Origin of the sequence: Cupriavidus sp. OV096 (assembly GCF_900115455.1) — a bacterium.
In the GTDB taxonomy this organism is placed as follows: domain Bacteria; phylum Pseudomonadota; class Gammaproteobacteria; order Burkholderiales; family Burkholderiaceae; genus Cupriavidus.
In genome coordinates this window covers 736913-753150 of the sequence record NZ_FOWM01000001.1, presented here as the reverse complement: position 1 = coordinate 753150, position 16238 = coordinate 736913, and the positions used below count along the sequence as shown (strand labels likewise).

At 66.9% G+C, this 16238-nt stretch carries 14 protein-coding genes; 5 read left to right on the top strand and 9 right to left on the bottom strand.

Annotated features, from left to right (window positions below; translation table 11 throughout):
* Positions 1–2: 2 nt before the first annotated feature.
* From BM115_RS03505 to BM115_RS03470, 8 genes are all read right to left on the bottom strand, one after another.
* Positions 3–1088 (bottom strand): DegT/DnrJ/EryC1/StrS family aminotransferase, encoded by a 1086-nt coding sequence (locus tag BM115_RS03505; protein ID WP_092290597.1) that lies wholly within the window; start codon positions 1086–1088, stop codon positions 3–5.
* Between the two features lie 13 nt (positions 1089–1101).
* Positions 1102–1926, bottom strand: coding sequence for a GNAT family N-acetyltransferase (locus BM115_RS03500; RefSeq protein ID WP_092290595.1), 825 nt, complete (start codon positions 1924–1926; stop codon positions 1102–1104).
* Between the two features lie 15 nt (positions 1927–1941).
* Positions 1942–2325, bottom strand: a complete 384-nt coding sequence (locus tag BM115_RS03495; RefSeq protein WP_092290593.1) for a MarR family EPS-associated transcriptional regulator — start codon at positions 2323–2325, stop codon at positions 1942–1944.
* A gap of 158 nt (positions 2326–2483) precedes the next feature.
* Complete coding sequence (locus BM115_RS03490; protein ID WP_092290895.1) at positions 2484–3491, bottom strand: glycosyltransferase family 4 protein; 1008 nt, start codon at positions 3489–3491, stop codon at positions 2484–2486.
* 68 nt (positions 3492–3559) lie between these two features.
* Complete coding sequence (locus BM115_RS03485; RefSeq protein WP_092290591.1) at positions 3560–4807, bottom strand: lipopolysaccharide biosynthesis protein; 1248 nt, start codon at positions 4805–4807, stop codon at positions 3560–3562.
* Positions 4807–5958, bottom strand: a complete 1152-nt coding sequence (locus BM115_RS03480) for a glycosyltransferase (protein WP_255370678.1) — start codon at positions 5956–5958, stop codon at positions 4807–4809. The genes BM115_RS03485 and BM115_RS03480 overlap by 1 nt, the downstream gene beginning before the upstream one ends.
* A complete protein-coding gene (locus BM115_RS03475; RefSeq protein WP_092290589.1) occupies positions 5958–7286 on the bottom strand; it encodes a sugar transferase in 1329 nt (442 codons plus the stop codon). The genes BM115_RS03480 and BM115_RS03475 overlap by 1 nt, the downstream gene beginning before the upstream one ends.
* A 1-nt stretch (position 7287) precedes the next feature.
* The gene (locus BM115_RS03470; RefSeq protein ID WP_255370677.1) at positions 7288–8457 is read right to left on the bottom strand and encodes a glycosyltransferase family 4 protein; all 1170 of its coding nucleotides are present in this window, start codon (positions 8455–8457) and stop codon (positions 7288–7290) included.
* A gap of 172 nt (positions 8458–8629) precedes the next feature.
* On the opposite strand from BM115_RS03470, the gene BM115_RS03465 reads away from it, so the two are divergent.
* The 5 genes from BM115_RS03465 (at position 8630) to BM115_RS03445 (ending at position 14675) form a co-directional block, all read left to right on the top strand.
* Positions 8630–10015: a phosphomannomutase/phosphoglucomutase gene (locus tag BM115_RS03465; RefSeq protein ID WP_092290587.1), complete on the top strand. Its 1386-nt coding sequence runs from the start codon at positions 8630–8632 to the stop codon at positions 10013–10015.
* Positions 9996–11096 carry a lipopolysaccharide heptosyltransferase I gene (waaC, locus tag BM115_RS03460; protein ID WP_092290585.1) on the top strand — a complete coding sequence of 367 codons (1101 nt, stop codon included), beginning with the start codon at positions 9996–9998 and terminating at the stop codon, positions 11094–11096. The genes BM115_RS03465 and waaC overlap by 20 nt, the downstream gene beginning before the upstream one ends.
* Complete coding sequence (gene waaA, locus BM115_RS03455; RefSeq protein ID WP_092290583.1) at positions 11096–12370, top strand: lipid IV(A) 3-deoxy-D-manno-octulosonic acid transferase; 1275 nt, start codon at positions 11096–11098, stop codon at positions 12368–12370. Before waaC ends, waaA begins: the two co-directional genes overlap by 1 nt.
* Before the next feature lie 116 nt (positions 12371–12486).
* Entirely contained in the window at positions 12487–13284 is a 798-nt protein-coding gene (locus BM115_RS03450) for a DUF4377 domain-containing protein (protein WP_369823374.1), read from the top strand.
* Between the two features lie 77 nt (positions 13285–13361).
* Entirely contained in the window at positions 13362–14675 is a 1314-nt protein-coding gene (locus BM115_RS03445; protein WP_092290579.1) for an O-antigen ligase family protein, read from the top strand.
* Here the strand turns inward: BM115_RS03445 and BM115_RS03440 are convergent.
* Positions 14659–16146, bottom strand: coding sequence for a TolC family outer membrane protein (locus BM115_RS03440; protein WP_092290577.1), 1488 nt, complete (start codon positions 16144–16146; stop codon positions 14659–14661). The two genes, BM115_RS03445 and BM115_RS03440, sit on opposite strands and share 17 nt — an antisense overlap.
* Positions 16147–16238: the final 92 nt, after the last annotated feature.

The following is a 16238-nucleotide window of genomic DNA, read 5'->3' as shown; positions in this document are numbered from 1 at the left end:
CCTTAACCCTTCCGGATTACCTCGACGATGCGCGCGCGGTCTTCGTCGCTCACCCACCAGCCGCAGGGAATATGAAGCAGGCGCTTGTAGAACGTGTCGAGACCGGGCAAATCCCGTCGGGATGCGGCGAAGATGCTGTGCAGATTATTGGGCCGATGAAGTTTCGATGCCGAAATTCCCGCCCCATTAAGAGCCTTCTCCAGGCTTGCACTGTCATCGCTCAGCAGGGTGTAGAGCCAATAGCTCGGCTCGGCCGAAGCGTCGCAGCGCGCAAAGTCCACGCCGCTGATCGATTCGAACAGCGCATCGAAGTACTTGCCGTTCTCGGTGTGTCGATCGAGTACGGGGGTAATGTTCTGCAACTGCACCAAACCGATCGTCGCATTGACGTTGCTCATGTTGTACTTGTAGCCAACACTTGTGATATCGATCTCGGTGCGCGGAACGCCCTTGAGCATGCCGAACCAGCGGAATTTCTTTGCCGCTTCCATTTGAGCGTCATCTTGGAACGTCAGCATACCGCCGTCGACGGTCGTCATGTGCTTGATCGCCTGGAAAGAGTAGATGCCGTAATCGCCGATCGTCCCGATGGGCTGGTCCTGATAGCTCGCGCCCAGGGCGTGGGCGCAGTCTTCGATCAGGGCAATGCCACGCTCGTTGGCGATTTGCCGCAGTTCGGCAAGACGCACTGGGTAACCCGCATAGTGGACGCAAAGGATGGCCTTGGTCTTGTCCGTCACGCATTGGCGGACCGAGTCGGGGCACATATTGCCGGACGCTGGATCGACATCGGCCCATATCACCTTGGCGCCCGTGTAGAGGATTGTCGTATTGGTCGGCTCCGCCGTCATTGGCGTGGAGATCACCTCGTCGCCCGGGCCAACGCCTGCCAGAGTGAGCGCGGAATGCAGCGCGCCAGTACCACTGCTCATGGCGAGCGATCGCTTCAGGCCAAACCGCCGGTTGAACTCGGCTTCGAACTGATAGACCGATTCCCCTTCCGCGATCATGCCGCTATACAGCACGGTTTCCAGCGCGGGCATCAGGGCCGATTTCGGCGGCATTGCGACTTTGACGATCGGAATCATGCTTAGGGTTTCCTCAGATGCGGTTGAGCAAAGGGATGTACGGCAGGCGGGGAAGATCCCGGCCCGAGAGTTCGTGGATCATCCTGTAGGAACCCGGTGAGAGATCCGACTTGTACGCCCGGCTGCGCAGCTCGGCCAGGATGGCGGAATCCGCCGGCGCATTCAGGCTCCAGGTGGCCGGTAAAATCTGTTCGATCAACCGGAACACGCCCTCCCAGTCGCCTTCCCAGTCCGTCAGCGTGTATCCCTGCACTGCAGGCAAAACCGTAATCGCGGCGTTGTCACTGCTGAATACCAGCACGGTTTTTGCGAAAGCCGGAATGCCCCGGGCGGAAATATCGTCGGTCTTCAGGCCGGCCAGATCGTGGCAGAAGGGCGGGTCCGTCCCCTCATGCGCGGGCGTCCATACCGGACCATACCGGTCTGCGCTATCCACGGCGAAACCGTGCTTGGCGTAGACGTTGGGTTTGTTGGTCCACAACACCAGTGTGTCGAAGGCACGGTCCCTGCCGACTTCCGTCGCAGCGGCAACCAGCGTGTGGCCCAGCCCTTTGCCACGGAACGCCTCGTCGACGCAGACCAATCCCACCAGGCCGACCTTCCGGCCGTCGGCCATGGGGGTCTCCTTGATGACCAATCCGGCGGCCGCCTTCGTCTCATCGCCCGGCTGGTCCGTGCCGATCAGGATGGTCGTCACGCCCGTGCTGGTATCGATCCACGGGTAGTGCGACGGAAGGCCCATACCGCGCCCCCTGGACCTGAAAAACACTTCCCAGATCAGCGCCCTCGCGACGGACGGTACGCCCTCGTGTACGGAATGCTGCATTGCTTCGGCCATATTGCGGGTCTCCGACTATTCTGACGGTTCAGTCCGTTCTGCCTGCTGTCCTTTAGCGACCTCACTCCCGACTTCTTCCCGGAGGGCCTCGATCTCGGCTTTCAGGAGTTCGTATTCCTCCATCTTCCGCTTCAGGAACCGGCTGGTCAGGGCCGCCTTTTCGGCAATACCGCGCGGGGTGAGGATGTAGACGTAGCCAAACTTGTTCTTCGACTGGCTGAAGTTCTGCACCTTGACCCAGCCTTTCTCCATCAAGGCCTTCAGGCAATAGTTCAGGCCGCCGACACTGACGCCGAGTTCCTTTGCCAGCTCGCGTTGGGTCAGGTCCGGATTCTCCTGCAAGATGCGCATGATCCGAAAATACGTGTCTTCTTGTATCTTGGCTTGGCGGCTTGTCATGGAATGAACACAATGCTTGTTCCCGGCGCGAACGGATGTGGCGATATGCCGCTCCCACCACGTTTCAAGAGAAAACGGCCTAAAAGTGCAGTGCACTGCGTGTTTGTTTGAACTTGAACGATTCTACTTCGCTCTGCCCTTTCGGTCCAGAGGGTGAGTCAGCCAAGCAACGCGACCCAGCTGTCTGTGATGTGCGCGATGTCGAAGTGCCGGGCGTTCTCTCTGCCCCGGCCGGCGAGCTGGTTCGCCAGCGCGGGCGTGTCGATCACGCTGCGGAGCGCCCGGGCAAGTGCGGGCGCATCTTCCACCGGTACCAATAGTGCATCGTCAGGGCCAAGCAATTCCCGTGGTCCCTGTTCGCAATCAGTGGAGACGATGGGCAGGCCGAACGCCATGGCTTCGATCAGCACCAGCCCAAATCCCTCATAGCGCGAACTCAGGCAGAAGACGGCACCTTGCGCATAGGCGCCGGTGATGTCAGCAAGCACGCCAGGCAGGGAAATACGTGCCTCAAGCCCCAGGCGAGCGCGCAGCGCTTCGAGCTGGCCGCGTTCCTCGCCTTCCCCAATGATCACCAAGTTCCAGTCGGGTGCGACCGGTGCGACCGCTCCCCACGCTTCGATCAACACGTCGAAGCCCTTGGCGGGCGTCAGTCGGCCCACCGCCAGCACGGTTTTCGTGTCACGGGGCGCAGGCGTGGCGGGAATCGGAAAGGGGAGCGGATTCGGAATATGGACGAGCTTGGCCCCAGGGCGCAGGGCGTCCCGCCAGCGGCGCTCGTCGCCCTCCGTCAGCACCACGATGTGCGCATGAGTCCGGGCCGCCAGCGCGCGTGCAACCTTGCGCGCCGGCTTTCCCAGATCCTCATCGAAATGGCAGTGTTCCCACGCAATCCTGCGGACGTTCATACGAACGGTGGCCGGCACCGTGAACAGCGCCAGCATCGTGTCGACCTCGATCAGCACATCAATGCCGTGTTCCCGCACAAAGCGCCGGATGCCAAGGACTGTCGACAGATACGCTGTCTTGAACGACGGCCGATGCTCGAACAGTGCATGATGCTGCACATCCGCGTGCAGGGGAAACACGCTGGCCCGGTCCCACAGGCTCAGGATGCGCACCCGGTACCCGCGCTCCGCCAGCGCATTGGCGATCACCGCTGTCATCCGCTCCGCACCTGCAAACGCGTTCAGCGTGCCAGTCAGGAAACAGACGCAGGGCAGGGCGGTGCCGCTCACGCCGCTGCCATGTCGCGAACCGGGCGATTGCGCCACCACAGGGCCACGCCGACGACGACCGCGACGCTGTTGCCCAGGACATAGCCCGCAATCGCGCCCCAGTTGCCGAACCGGGGGATGACCGCCAGATCGAAGGCGAGCGTCGTCGCCAGCACCAGCGCCCACTTCATCGCCACCCAGCGCGGGCGGCGCAGGTAGACCGCCAGCAGCGTCAGGGCGACGTCCGCGAAGACGAGCGCAGATGCCACGGCGGCCACCCGTAGCAGCGTCACGGTGGCCTCGAAGGCGCTGCCGTAGAGCAGGCGGACGATCCACGGCGCGCAGGCGGCAATCGCCAGCCCGCCGACCAGCCCGAGCGCGCCCAGCGCCGCAGCAATCCGGCCGATGTTCGCGTGGGCATCGGCAAATGCCGTGCGCGCATAGACGTAGCTGGGGGCGATGCCCGCCACGAGGATGGTCGCGAGCATCGAGAAATTGTCGAGCAGTTGCATGCACGCCGCATAGGCGCCGAAGTCCGCCGCCGGCACCGCCGGCTGGAGCACGAGTTGGTCGACCCGGCGCGCGCCCATCATCAGGATGAAGCTGACCCAGAACAAGGCGCCCGCCGAAAACAACTCGCGCGCCTGGCTCGCCTGCCAGGTCAAGGGCTGTCGGGGGGATCGAGTCAGGTAGTAGGCCGCGAGCAAGGTGGCAAGCAGGACGGCTTCAAGCGCAAACGCCACGGCGTAGCCCGATACCGCGGTAACGCCCGCAGCGAACAGCCCGCCGACCACCGCGGCCTTGATCGACAGCGCGGCGAGGCTCGCCAAGGTGCCGGGCCGGTTGTTGGTGTGAGCCTGCATCCAGGCATTCACCACGCCGAAGGGCTCGCGTAGCAGGATGGCCACGCCGAGCCACAGCGCCGCGTGCCACACCTCCGGCGTGGGCGATGTCAGCACGAGGTACGCACACATCAGCAAGTACCCCGCCACACCGCCGCCAAGACGCAGCACAAACGCATGGCCGATGATGTGGCCCTGGGCGTCGGGCGGCGTCGCCACGAGACGCGGCACCACCACCTCCGCACCGCACACCAGCGCCAGCGACGCGGCAATCAGCACCACCGACTGGGCGTACTGGAAATGCGCGAACCCGGCCGGCCCGAGCGCGCGCGCCAGCATGGCCACCACGCCAATCCCGATGCCCACCTGCAGGCCGCGCTCGGCCAGCATCCACAGCACATTGCCCGCGATGCGCCGATGCATCACGCGGTCTCCGCCGGGTTGGCACGCGCGCCGTGCGTCAGGCTGGCGTAGTGCGCCAGCCAGCGTCGGGCGATGCTGTCGATCGAAAACGCGGACAGCACGCGCTCGCGCCGGGCCGCCGCCTGTGCCGGGGTACCGCGACCCGCGCGCAGGGCCTCGGCCATTGCACCGGCAAGCGCTGCGGCGTCGCCGCGCGGCACGATGACGCCCTGGTCGCGCAGGACTTCGGCCACGCCGGGCGCGTCGGTCGACACCACCGGGCATCCGCACGCCAGCGCCTCCACCAGCACCATGGGCAGCCCTTCGATATTCGATGAGAGGACGAACAAGTCGGCCGCATTGAGCATGGCGGGAATATCGTCGCGCGGGCCGAGCAGGGTGACGGACGAGGTGAGTCCCTGCGCCACGATCTGACTGGCCAGCGCCTCGACCAGCGCGCCGCCGCCCGCGATCAGCAGGTGCGCCGGCACGGCGGGCGGGAGCTGGCCAAACGCGCGGATCAGCAGATCCTGGGCCTTCTCCGGTGCCAGACGGCCGACATTGAGCACGACCCGCGCGTCGGGCGCGATGCCCAGCCTGGCGCGGGTGGCATCGCGCAGCGCCGGATCGGGCCGGAATCGTTCGACATCGATCCCGTTGGGCATGACGACGATACGGTCGTCCCGCACGCCCCCGGCAGCGATCATGCCGGCGCGGCCGTCCTGGCTCACGTGGGTGGTCAGCGCTGCCCACCGGTCGGTCAGCCGGTAGGCCAGCATCCGCATGCTGCCGCCTTCGCGGAAGCTGTGCGCGGTGCAGACCAGCGGCGGGCTATCGACAAGGCGCGTCAGCAATCGGCCGAACAGGTTGGCGTGGACCATGTGGGCATGCATGACATCGGGCCGCCATGCCTTGACCAGCGCACGCGCCTGCGCCAACGCGGCAGCCATGCCGCCGGGCGTCTTCCGCATGTTCAGCTCGAAGACCTCGACGCCGGCAGGTATGTCGATCTCCCGGCCCGGCGACAGACTCAGGATCGCCACCGCGTGCCCGAGCGCCAGGAAGGCACGGGCCAGCGCCACGACCTGATGCTCGGCGCCGCCCACCTTGAGGCCAGTCGTGATCAGCAGGATCCGCATCGCCCGCTGCGTGTCCATGTCGGCTGGCGCCATCAGCGGGCTCCGTAGCCGGTCAGCAGCGTGCGCAGCGTCTTGACCACGATCAGCAAATCGAGCGCGAACGAGCAATGCTTGACGTAGTACAAGTCGTAGCTCAGCTTGGTCACGGTTTCCTCGTGGGTGCCGACATAGCCCTGCTGCACCTGTGCCCAGCCGGACAGCCCGGGGCGCACGAGGTGCCGGTACGGATAGTAGGCAATCGTCTCGGCGAAGGTGTCGACCATCGGCACCTGCTCGGGGCGCGGGCCGATCAGGCTCATGTCGCCCATCAGCACGTTCCACAACTGCGGCAGTTCGTCCAGCCGATACTTGCGGATCACGCGGCCCACGCGCGTGACGCGGGCATCCTGGCGCGCCGCGAAGCGCGCCGTGGCGTCGGACTGGACGCTCATGCTGCGGAACTTGAGCATCGTGAACGCTTCGCCGAAGCGCCCGGCGCGGGCCTGCCGGAACAGGACCGGCCCCGGCTGCTCCAGGCGGATGGCCAGCGCGGTCAGCGCCGACAGCGGCAGGGCGAGCGGCACGAGGCACAGCACGGCGGCGATGTCGAGCAGACGCTTCACAAAGCCGTAGAGATAGTGGCGCGCGTAGTCGTCCAGGAAGTTCTCGTCGATATGGTCGAGCCCCACGCGGCCGGTCAGCATCTCGCCAATCCGCTCCACCGAATACAGGCGGACGTGGCTCATCTTCAGCCGCGCCAGCGTGCGCGTGCGCTCGGGGTCGGCGGTGCCCGAGCGGTCGAGCATCAGGCCGTCACAAAACACGGCATCCTCGATCGAGCGGATGAAATCGAAGCGGATCCGTGCCGGCGGGCTGGCGCCGGGCATGGCGAGGATCGCCTCGAGCTGTTCCAGCGCGCGCGGGTCCGTGTAGCCGATGACGGGCACGTAGTTCTGGACGAAGCGCCGGTAGCCGATGCCGCTCCAGACCAGCGTGGTCAGGTAGCCGAGCAGCAGCGCGCCGCGCGAGTACTCGATATGCCAGCCGGCGAAGACGAACAGCAGTAGGGCAAACGGCAGCGTGGCCGAGATGCCGACCAGACTGTTGCCCTCGATCGGCGGCAGGTGCAGCGAGCGGTGCAGCAACAGGAACGTGCACAGGTACGGCACGATGCCCCAGAGCAGCGTGCGCGTGAAGACGTAGGTGACGATGCCCGCGTGGTGCAGGGTTTCCGCCGCGATCGTGTTGAGGCCGAACAGCACGAGCCCGAGCGCGGCCCAGGACAGCATGCGGCTGGCGCGGCGGATGGTCTCGGACGCGCGTCTGGCCGTCGTGGCGCGCGACGTGCCGGCGAGACGGGCGGCTTCCTTGTTGGCGCTCATGTCAGGCACGCTCCGTGGGCATGGGCTCGCTCACCCGCCGGCCAAGCGCCTGCCGATAGACCGCCCACGTGGCGTCCGCCATGGGGCCAATCCCGAACGCCTGCTCCCATCGGGCGCGAGACAGCCGGCCGAGGGCGGCGCGGCGCGCGCTGTCGCCTGCGAGCATCGACAGATGTCGGGCCAGCGTGGCCTCATCGCCCTCAGCCACGAGCAGCGCGTCTGGCATGTCGCCAAATTGCTCACGGATGCCGGGCAAGTCCGACGCCACCACCGGCAGGCCTGCCCGCATCGCTTCCAGTACAGAAAGCGGCAAGCCTTCGTGGTCGGAGGCCAGTACGAAGACCTGCGCCGAAGCGAGCAGGGCGGGGATGTCGGCGACATTGCCCGGCAGGCGTACCCGGCCGGGCGCGACGGCGTCGGCCAGCGCCTGCATGGCGCCGCGCATCGGTCCCGCGCCGGCGATCACAAGTTCGCAATCGCCCAGCTTCGCCTGCCCGAAGGCCCGGATGACCGTATCGGGCCGCTTCGGCGCGGCCAGTCGCGCCACCATCACGATCCGCGTGAGCTGCGCTGCCGGCTGCGCCCGCGCGGCGTCGTCGGGGATACCGTTGTGAATCACGCTGATACGTGACGCGGGGATCGGCAGGCTGCGCGCCAGTTCTCGCTCCGCATCCGCCACGCAGATCAGGCGCGCGGCCAGCGGTGCCAGGCACCATTCGGCAACGCGCGATGCCAACCGGCGTGCCAGCGGCGCGGCGGGTTTGAATCCGAAACCGTGTACCGTGTAGACGACCGGGATGCCGAGCAGCCACCCGGCCAGCCTGCCGAGCGCGCCGGCCTTGGCGCTGTGCACGTGAATCAGGTCGGGTGCGGCATGGCGCAGCGCGGCCATCAGTTCGCGCAGGGTCTTCAGGGCGCGCAGCGGCGACATGGCGTTGTCGAGCAGGGCCAGCCGCGCCGTCTGTGCCCCGGCGGCCTGCGCGGTGGCGAAGAGTGGTCCCTCACCGCCCGCCAGCACCGTGGCGTCGATGCGGCCCCGCAGCGCGCGCACGAGGTCGGCGACGTGCGATTGGGCGCCGCCGATCTCGGAATTGGTGATGACAAAGGCGACGCGAGGCCGGGAAGGAGGCAAGTTCTGCACGAACGCGGAAGAGAGTTGGATGGGCGGCACGGAATCGCGCGAGAAATGCCGGTTTGCAGACGGTTTGCAGGTAGCCCGGTGATTATAAACTGGCGCGGTTTGCACAATCCGGCAAAATACACCTTTTTGGCGCCCTGCCCGCGCCCCGCCCAGGCCAGTCTCCGGGCGGTATCGCACCATGAACTCGTACACGGGAAGCCACATGAAACTTGACCCCTCAATCTTCAAGGCCTATGACATCCGCGGCATCGTCGGCAAGACGTTGACGCCCGAGGTCGCCCGCCAGATCGGCCTGTCCTTTGGCTCCGCCGCCGTCGAACTTGGCGAGAAAACCGTCGTCGTGGGCCGTGACGGGCGCTTGTCCGGCCCGGATCTGCTCGGCGGACTCGTGGAAGGGCTGCGCGCTGCCGGTGTCGATGTGATCGACCTCGGCATGGTCGCCACCCCGATGGTCTACTTCGGCACCAATATCGAGCTGGACGGCCGCCGCGCCGGGTCCGGCATCATGGTCACCGGCAGCCACAATCCGCCCGACTACAACGGTTTCAAGATGGTGCTCGGCGGCAAGGCCATCTACGGCGACCAGATCCAGGCGCTGCACCAGCGCATCGAGGCCGCCAAGTACACGCAGGGCAGTGGCGGATACAAACTAGTCGATATCCGACAACAGTACCTCGACCGTATCGTCAGCGACGTCAAGCTGGCCCGCCCGATGAAAATCGCCCTGGACGCCGGTAACGGCGTGGCTGGCGCCTTCGTCGGCGACCTGTTCCGAGGGCTCGGCTGCGAGGTCGTCGAGCTGTTTTGCGATGTCGACGGCCATTTCCCGAACCACCATCCGGACCCGGCCCACGTCGAGAACCTGCAGGATCTGATGCAGTGCCTGCGCGACACCGACTGCGAGCTGGGCCTGGCCTTCGACGGCGACGGCGATCGCCTCGGCGTGGTCACCAAGGATGGCGAGGTCATCTTCCCGGACCGCCAGCTGATGCTGTTCGCCGAGGAAATCCTCTCGCGCAACCCGGGCGCGCAGGTCATCTACGACGTCAAGTGCACCGGCAAGCTGGCGCCATGGATTCGCGACCACGGCGGCGAGCCGCTGATGTGGAAGACCGGCCATTCGCTGGTCAAGGCCAAGCTCAAGGAAACCGGCGCGCCGATCGCCGGGGAGATGAGCGGCCACGTGTTCTTCAAGGACCGCTGGTACGGTTTCGACGATGGCCTCTACACGGGCGCGCGCCTGCTGGAAATCCTGTCGCGCCACGCCGACCCGAGCGCCGTGCTGAACGCGCTGCCGAACTCCAACTGCACGCCCGAACTGCAACTGAAGTGTGCCGAAGGCGAGGCGTTCACGCTGCTCGACAAGATCCGCGCCAATGCGAAGTTCGAGGGCGCGCGCGAAGTCATCACGATCGACGGCGTGCGCGTGGAGTACCCCGATGGCTTCGGCCTGGCGCGTCCGTCCAACACCACGCCGGTGGTTGTCATGCGTTTCGAAGCCGATAACGATGCCGCGCTGGCGCGCATCCAGGCCGAGTTCAAGCGCGTGATCCTGGCCGAGAAGCCGGATGCAAAGCTCCCGTTCTGAAGTGGGGCAGCCGGCCGGCGCCGCAACGTCGAACCAGGCCGCGCCGCTCGCCGTGGCCGCGCCGTTCGCGTTGCCGGCCCCGCCGCGCATCCTGGTCGTCAAGGTCTCGTCGCTGGGCGATGTGGTGCACAACATGCCCCTCATCCACGACCTGCGCGCGCGCTGGCCCGATGCCGAGATCGACTGGGTGGTGGAAGAGGGCTATGTCGATCTGGTGCGGCTGCTGCCGGACGTCCACCGCGTGATTCCGTTCGCGCTGCGGCGCTGGCGCAAGCGGTTCTGGCAGGGCGATACCTGGGCCGAAGTCGGCGCGCTGCGCGACGCGATCCGGGCGCGGCCCTATGACGCGGTGCTGGAGACCCAGGGCCTGCTGAAGACCGCCATCGTGGCGCGCACCGCCGCGCGCACGGCCGGGGCGCCCGTGATCGGGCTCGGCAATGCCACGCAGGGTTCCGGCTACGAGCCGGCATCGCGCCTGTTCTATACCGCGCCAGTCAAGGTGCCGCGCCAGACCCATTCGGTGCGGCGCTCGCGTCTGCTTGGTGCCGCGCTCACGGGTGGCACGCCACCGGAGCCGCCGCGCTTCTTCGGTCCTGCGGCGACCTCGCTGCATGTCGATGATCCGCTCTGGGCCGGGCTGCCGCCTCGGTACGCGGTCTGTTTCCATGCCACGGCCGGCGCGAAGAAGCGCTGGCCCGTGGCGAACTGGCATGCCCTCGGTCAGAAGTTGCATGCCGAGGGCCTGACCGTGCTGCTGCCCTGGGGCAGCGAATCCGAACGCCGCGATGCCGAGGCGCTCGCCGCCGGCATGCCCGGCGCGCAGGTGCTGCCGCGCTTCTCGGTCATGCAGGGCTTTGGCCTGATCAATCGGGCCGAAGTGGTCATCGGCGTGGACACCGGCCTGGTGCATATCGCCGCTGCGCTGTGCCGGCCCACTGTCGAGATCTACACCGCCACCTGGCGCTGGAAGACCGAGGGCTACTGGTCCGACCGCATCGCCAATGTGGGCGACGACGGCATCGTGCCGTCCGTCGACGAGGTCTACGCCGCCGCCGCGCGGGTACGCGGAGTGCCTGCCTGATGCTTCGTCTGGTTTACACGTTGCTGTGGGGGGTGATCCTCCCACTGGCGCTGCTGCGTCTGGTCTGGCGGTCGCGCAAGGAACCTGGCTATCGCCGCCACATCGGGGAGCGGCTTGGCCGATATGGCGGGCTGCCGGCCAACGGGCCGTGGCTCTGGGTCCATGCGGTGTCCGTCGGCGAGACGCGCGCCGCGCAGCCGCTGCTCGACGCCTTGCTGGCCGCGTATCCCCGCCATCGTATTTTGCTGACCCATATGACGCCGACCGGCCGCCAGACTGGCCAGCAGCTCTATGGCGACAACCCACGCGTGCAGCAGTGCTACCTGCCGTACGACGTGCCGGCGCTGGTGCGCCGCTTCCTCGCGTATTTCCGGCCCGAGGCAGGGCTGATCATGGAGACCGAGGTTTGGCCCAATCTGGTCCACGTCACGCGCCGGGTGGGTGTGCCGCTGTTCCTGGTCAATGCCCGACTGTCGCCGCGCAGCTATCGACGGACGGCGCGCTTCGGCGGCGCGGCGGCCTCGCTATATAACGATTTCACGGCGGTGCTGGCCCAAACGGCTGGCGATGCCGAGCGCTATCGCGCGCTCGGCGTGAAAGCCGTGCAGGTGACCGGCAATCTCAAGTTCGACATGCAGCCGCCGGAGGCCGGCGTCACGCGTGGCCAGACCCTGCGCAGGGCGTTCGGCGCCCGCCACGTGCTGGCCGCCGCGAGCACGCGTGAAGGGGAGGAGCCGCTGATCCTGGAGGCCTTCGCGCGCTGGCCCGGCGCGGCGCGTCCCGCGCTGCTGCTGGTACCGCGCCATCCGCAACGGTTCGACGAGGTGGCGGCGCTGGCCACACGCGCCGGCTTCAGCGTGCAGCGCCGCAGCCAGTTGGACGTGGAAACCCTGGACACGCCGATCACCGCCGACATCGTGCTCGGTGACTCGATGGGCGAGATGGCGATGTACTACGCCGCCTCGGATATCGCCTATATCGGCGGCAGCCTGATCCCGCTCGGCGGACAGAATCTGATCGAGTCCTGCGCCGTCGGCACGCCGGTGCTGATGGGCCTGCACACGTTCAACTTCGCCCAGGCCACCGAGGATGCCATCGCCGCCGGCGCCTGCCTGCGCGTGGCCGACGCCGACGCCCTGATGGCCGCCGCCTCGGCCGTGCTGGCCGACGAAGCGCGTCTGGCCGACATGCGTGCCCATGCGCTGACGTTCGCCGGCTTGCATCGGGGTGCCACGCAGCGCACTTTGGCAGCCGTCGCGCCAGTGTTGCGCTGACATACAGGCGCCACGCAGGCGTCTACACTGGTTGCATAGTGAGGAAAAGTGCGACATCCGCCTCTTTATCGTGGCATGCGCAACCAGGAGCTCGATCGATGCAACATCCCTTCTCCATGCGTGGTGTTTTCGCCACATTGATGCTGGCCGCCGTGGGGGCGGTGGCGGGCTGCGCCACCGGCCCGGCGCCCGACCAGCCATCGGCCAGCGCCAGTCTTAACGAGACCCGCTCCGGCGGCCCGAGCCGCTGGGAACTGATCCGCTGGCAGAACGCCGATGGCACAGTCCGCGACATTCCGCATGGCGACAACGGCCAGCCGGTCATCTTCGAATTCAATGACGGCATTGATGCCTCCCAAGGCACCGTGAGCGGCACCAGCGGCTGTAACCGCTTCACCGGCGGCTATGGCAAGACCAGCGCCGGCATCCGCTTTGACCGCATCGCCGGCACGCGTATGGCCTGCCCGGGCATGCGGATGGAGGTGGAGAGCGCGCTGCTGAAGGCCATGCAGTCGCCCTTTACGACGGTCGGCACGCAGCCGTCCGCCGGCGCCACGGGGCGCCAGATCATCTGGAAGACGGCTGACGGCGATCTGTTGCAATTCGTCGAACGGGAAGGCGTGGGCCGGCGCGGCGCCAAGGCGGACGCCGCCGCGGGGCACGAGAAAATCGTCTATATCGACTCCCAGCGCGTGGAGTGCTCGGGTGTGGGCCGCATGCAGTGCTACCGCTGGCGCGAATCGCCCGATGCCCCGTGGCAGCTCTGGTACGGGCCGATCGAGGGCCTGGATTTCGAATCCGGCGTGAGCTACAAGCTGCGCGTGCGCGAGTACCAGGTGCCGAATCCGCCAGCCGACGCGTCGGCCATCCGCTGGCAGCTGTTGAGCGTGGAGGAGCGCAAGCGCGGGGGGTGACCTAGTCGATCGTTTAGAATGCCGGGCTATCTCTAGCGCACGGATGCCGGCCGTATTGCCGTCTCGAACAAGCTGATATGTCTTTCCCCAAACATTGGGTGTCCTCCCTGGCGGACCTCCTGGTATTCGTGTTTCCGGTGTTGATCCTGTGTGTACCGCGCGGAGCCGGGGTATTTCTGGCCGGGGTTGGCGTGCTGGCCCTGCTGGGCTGGGCCGAGATGGGGCGCGCGTGGCGGCAACACGTCACAATTCTGCGACCGTTGGCGATGTCAGTGCTCGCCTTCATCGGCGTCTATGTGGTGTCGAAGTTTCTCCATCACACGCCCTGGGACGTCATCGACAATCCCTCCCGCACCCTGCTTTCCGTACTCGCCTGCTGGGTGATCTTTCGCGCCGCGCCGAATCCGGCGTTGTTGTGGCGGGGTATCACCATCGGGCTGTTCCTGGCCCTGCTGATCGTTACTTACCAGAAGATCCAGTTGGACCTGGACCGGCCTTCCGCGTGGACCCAGGCGATTGCCTTCGCCAATATGGTCGCGGCGCTGGCGCTCGTGGGGTTCGCGCGCCCGGGGGACTCCCGCCGCGTGCATGCCGAGGCGTGGTTCAACGTCCTCTGCGCGCTGCCCATCCTGGTGATGAACGGTACCCGTGGCGCGATGATCGGCATGCTGGTCACGCTCTTCCCGCTACTGCTGGTCCGCTATCGTCGCTTTAGCGCACGGATGTTCATGTTTGCGCTGGGCGGCATTGCCGCGCTGCTCATCGGCTTGTATCAGATTCCGGGCAGCCCGGTGGCGAAACGGGTGGATCTGGCGGTCAAGGAGGTTCAGCAGTTCCAGCAGGGCAACGTGGAATCGTCGGTCGGCGCCCGGCTGATGATGTGGAAGGTGGGCATGCAGTACTTCGTCGAGCACCCGTGGACGGGCGCCGGCGTGGGGCAGTTTGCGCGGGTTCTTCGCGCGGACCCCTACTGCGAGCAGCGGCGGGAGTCCGCAGCATGCGGACTGGAGCACGCGCACAATGATCTGGTCGAAGCGGCCGCCACTACTGGTATTCCCGGGGTGCTGGCCACGCTGACCCTGTTTCTGGTGCCGGCCGGCCTGTTCTGGCGAGCATTGCGCACCTGCCATGCCGACAATAACTATGCGGGAGTGAGCCTGGGCGGCGCGGGATTGGCCGTCGTGATGGCGTCGCTGATTTCGGGCCTGACGCAGGTGACGACCGCCCACCAGGCCAACGTGGTGTTCTACGCAGGCGCCATTGGCATGCTGCTGGGGCTGGCGGGGCGCGAAGCCTGGGCCACCCGGCTCTCCAATGCGGCGACACCCTCCGGCCAGCCGAAGGCGGCCTCGTCACCGGGCGAGTCGCACGCCGTCAGGATCGTGGCGTAGCCCCCGGAATCGGGCTTTCGCGCCGGCCCTGCTCGGCGCGCTTGCGGTCCGGAGCGGGCAGCGGCGCCGACCCCACCCGCGCCTTCTCCGGCAGCTTGTACATCGTGCCCGGCACCGACGTCAGCAGCGTATTGATCTGCACGACGTCTTCCTCGCTGAGCACCGCCGTCGATGCCTTCAAGCGCAGCCCGTTCATGATCGTGTCGTAGCGGGCCTTGGCCAGGTCGCGGCGGGTCGAGAACAGTTGCGCCTCGGCATTCAGCACATCGATATTGATGCGCACACCCACCTCGTAGCCCAGCTGGTTCGATTCCACCGCGCTCTGCGCCGAGCGTTCGGCCGCTTCGAGCGCCTTGACCTGGGCCAGCCCGTTGGACACCCCCGAGTACGTCTGCCGCGCAGTCTGCGCAGCCGTGCGGCGCGCGAATTCGAGGTCGCTGGCGGCCTTGTCGGCCAGCGCCAGCGTCTCCCGCACGCGCGACTGGATCTGTCCGCCGGCGTAGATCGGAATGCTCAGTTGCACGCCCACCACGCCCGAGTTGTAGCGGCTGCCGACATTGCTGAGCTGGGTCGCCGTGCCCTGCGCATTGGTATAGCCGTACGAGGCGACGAGGTCGACGGACGGCAGGTGGCCGGCCCGGGCCTTGTTCGATTCCCGCTGGGCGGTCTCGAGGTTGTAGCCGGCAACGCCGACCTGAAGATTGGTCTGCTCCGCCTGCGCGGCCCAGGCGTTCACGTCGGCGGGCATCGGGCCCGGAATGGCGGCCTCGGCGCGCAGCCCCATCAATTCGTCGACCGGCTTGCCAGTGATCTGCTGCAACGACGCGCGTGCCACTTCGAGCGCGCTTCGGGCCGAAATCTCGGTGGCCGTGGCCAGGTCGTACCGCGCCTGGGCGTCGTTGGCATCGGTAATGGTGGCCGTGCCCACCTCGAAATTGCGCTTGGCCTGCTCGAGCTGCTCGCCGATGGCCTTCTTCTGGGCGCCGGCCAGGTACAGGTTGTCCTGCGCGGCCAGCACGTCGAAATAGGCCTGGGAGGCCCGCGTGATCAGGTCGAGCTGCGCCTGCTGGAACGTGACTTCGCCGGCCAGCGTGGCCAGTTCGCCCTGCTTGTACGTTTCCCAGCGATCCCAGCGGAACAGCGGCTGCGTCAGTTGCAGCGCCCAGGTGTTGGCATTGAAGTAGCGCGTGACGTCCACGGGCGAGCTGTAGTCGGCCATGGTGCGCTGCACGCCCGCCGTGCCAAGCACCTGCGGGAGCAGGCCGGCGCGTGCCTGGGGCAGGCGCTCGCGCGTGGCCAGCAGCTGTGAGCGGGCGCTCGCGAACTGGGCGTCATTGGCTTGCGCATCGCGGTAGACCTGGAGCAGGTCCGCCCCCGCAGCGGCCGGAACATGCAGCAGGGCCAGCAGGGACACGGCGAGCGCCAGGGGTTTCCTGGCTGCACCGGGCACGGCGAGAAGCGCGAAACTCATGACATCTCCAGCTCGGCCAGCGCGCGCGCGGCCATCGTTCTTGTTGGTCTACGGGTGATACTGCTGAGGCGAGCGACTTCGGGACTTCGGGA

What these genes read in the sequence shown, in the direction of transcription:
- BM115_RS03440 (WP_092290577.1), bottom strand. Translation starts at nt 16,146, where the DNA reads ATGAGTTTCGCGCTTCTCGCCGTGCCCGGTGCAGCCAGGAAACCCCTG.
- BM115_RS03490 (WP_092290895.1), bottom strand. Translation starts at nt 3,491, where the DNA reads ATGACAGCGGTGATCGCCAATGCGCTGGCGGAGCGCGGGTACCGGGTG.
- BM115_RS03500 (WP_092290595.1), bottom strand. Translation starts at nt 1,926, where the DNA reads ATGGCCGAAGCAATGCAGCATTCCGTACACGAGGGCGTACCGTCCGTC.
- waaC (WP_092290585.1), top strand. Translation starts at nt 9,996, where the DNA reads ATGCAAAGCTCCCGTTCTGAAGTGGGGCAGCCGGCCGGCGCCGCAACG.
- BM115_RS03480 (WP_255370678.1), bottom strand. Translation starts at nt 5,958, where the DNA reads ATGGCGCCAGCCGACATGGACACGCAGCGGGCGATGCGGATCCTGCTG.
- BM115_RS03445 (WP_092290579.1), top strand. Translation starts at nt 13,362, where the DNA reads ATGTCTTTCCCCAAACATTGGGTGTCCTCCCTGGCGGACCTCCTGGTA.
- BM115_RS03465 (WP_092290587.1), top strand. Translation starts at nt 8,630, where the DNA reads ATGAAACTTGACCCCTCAATCTTCAAGGCCTATGACATCCGCGGCATC.
- BM115_RS03475 (WP_092290589.1), bottom strand. Translation starts at nt 7,286, where the DNA reads ATGAGCGCCAACAAGGAAGCCGCCCGTCTCGCCGGCACGTCGCGCGCC.
- BM115_RS03485 (WP_092290591.1), bottom strand. Translation starts at nt 4,807, where the DNA reads ATGCATCGGCGCATCGCGGGCAATGTGCTGTGGATGCTGGCCGAGCGC.
- BM115_RS03450 (WP_369823374.1), top strand. Translation starts at nt 12,487, where the DNA reads ATGCGTGGTGTTTTCGCCACATTGATGCTGGCCGCCGTGGGGGCGGTG.
- BM115_RS03505 (WP_092290597.1), bottom strand. Translation starts at nt 1,088, where the DNA reads ATGATTCCGATCGTCAAAGTCGCAATGCCGCCGAAATCGGCCCTGATG.
- BM115_RS03495 (WP_092290593.1), bottom strand. Translation starts at nt 2,325, where the DNA reads ATGACAAGCCGCCAAGCCAAGATACAAGAAGACACGTATTTTCGGATC.
- waaA (WP_092290583.1), top strand. Translation starts at nt 11,096, where the DNA reads ATGCTTCGTCTGGTTTACACGTTGCTGTGGGGGGTGATCCTCCCACTG.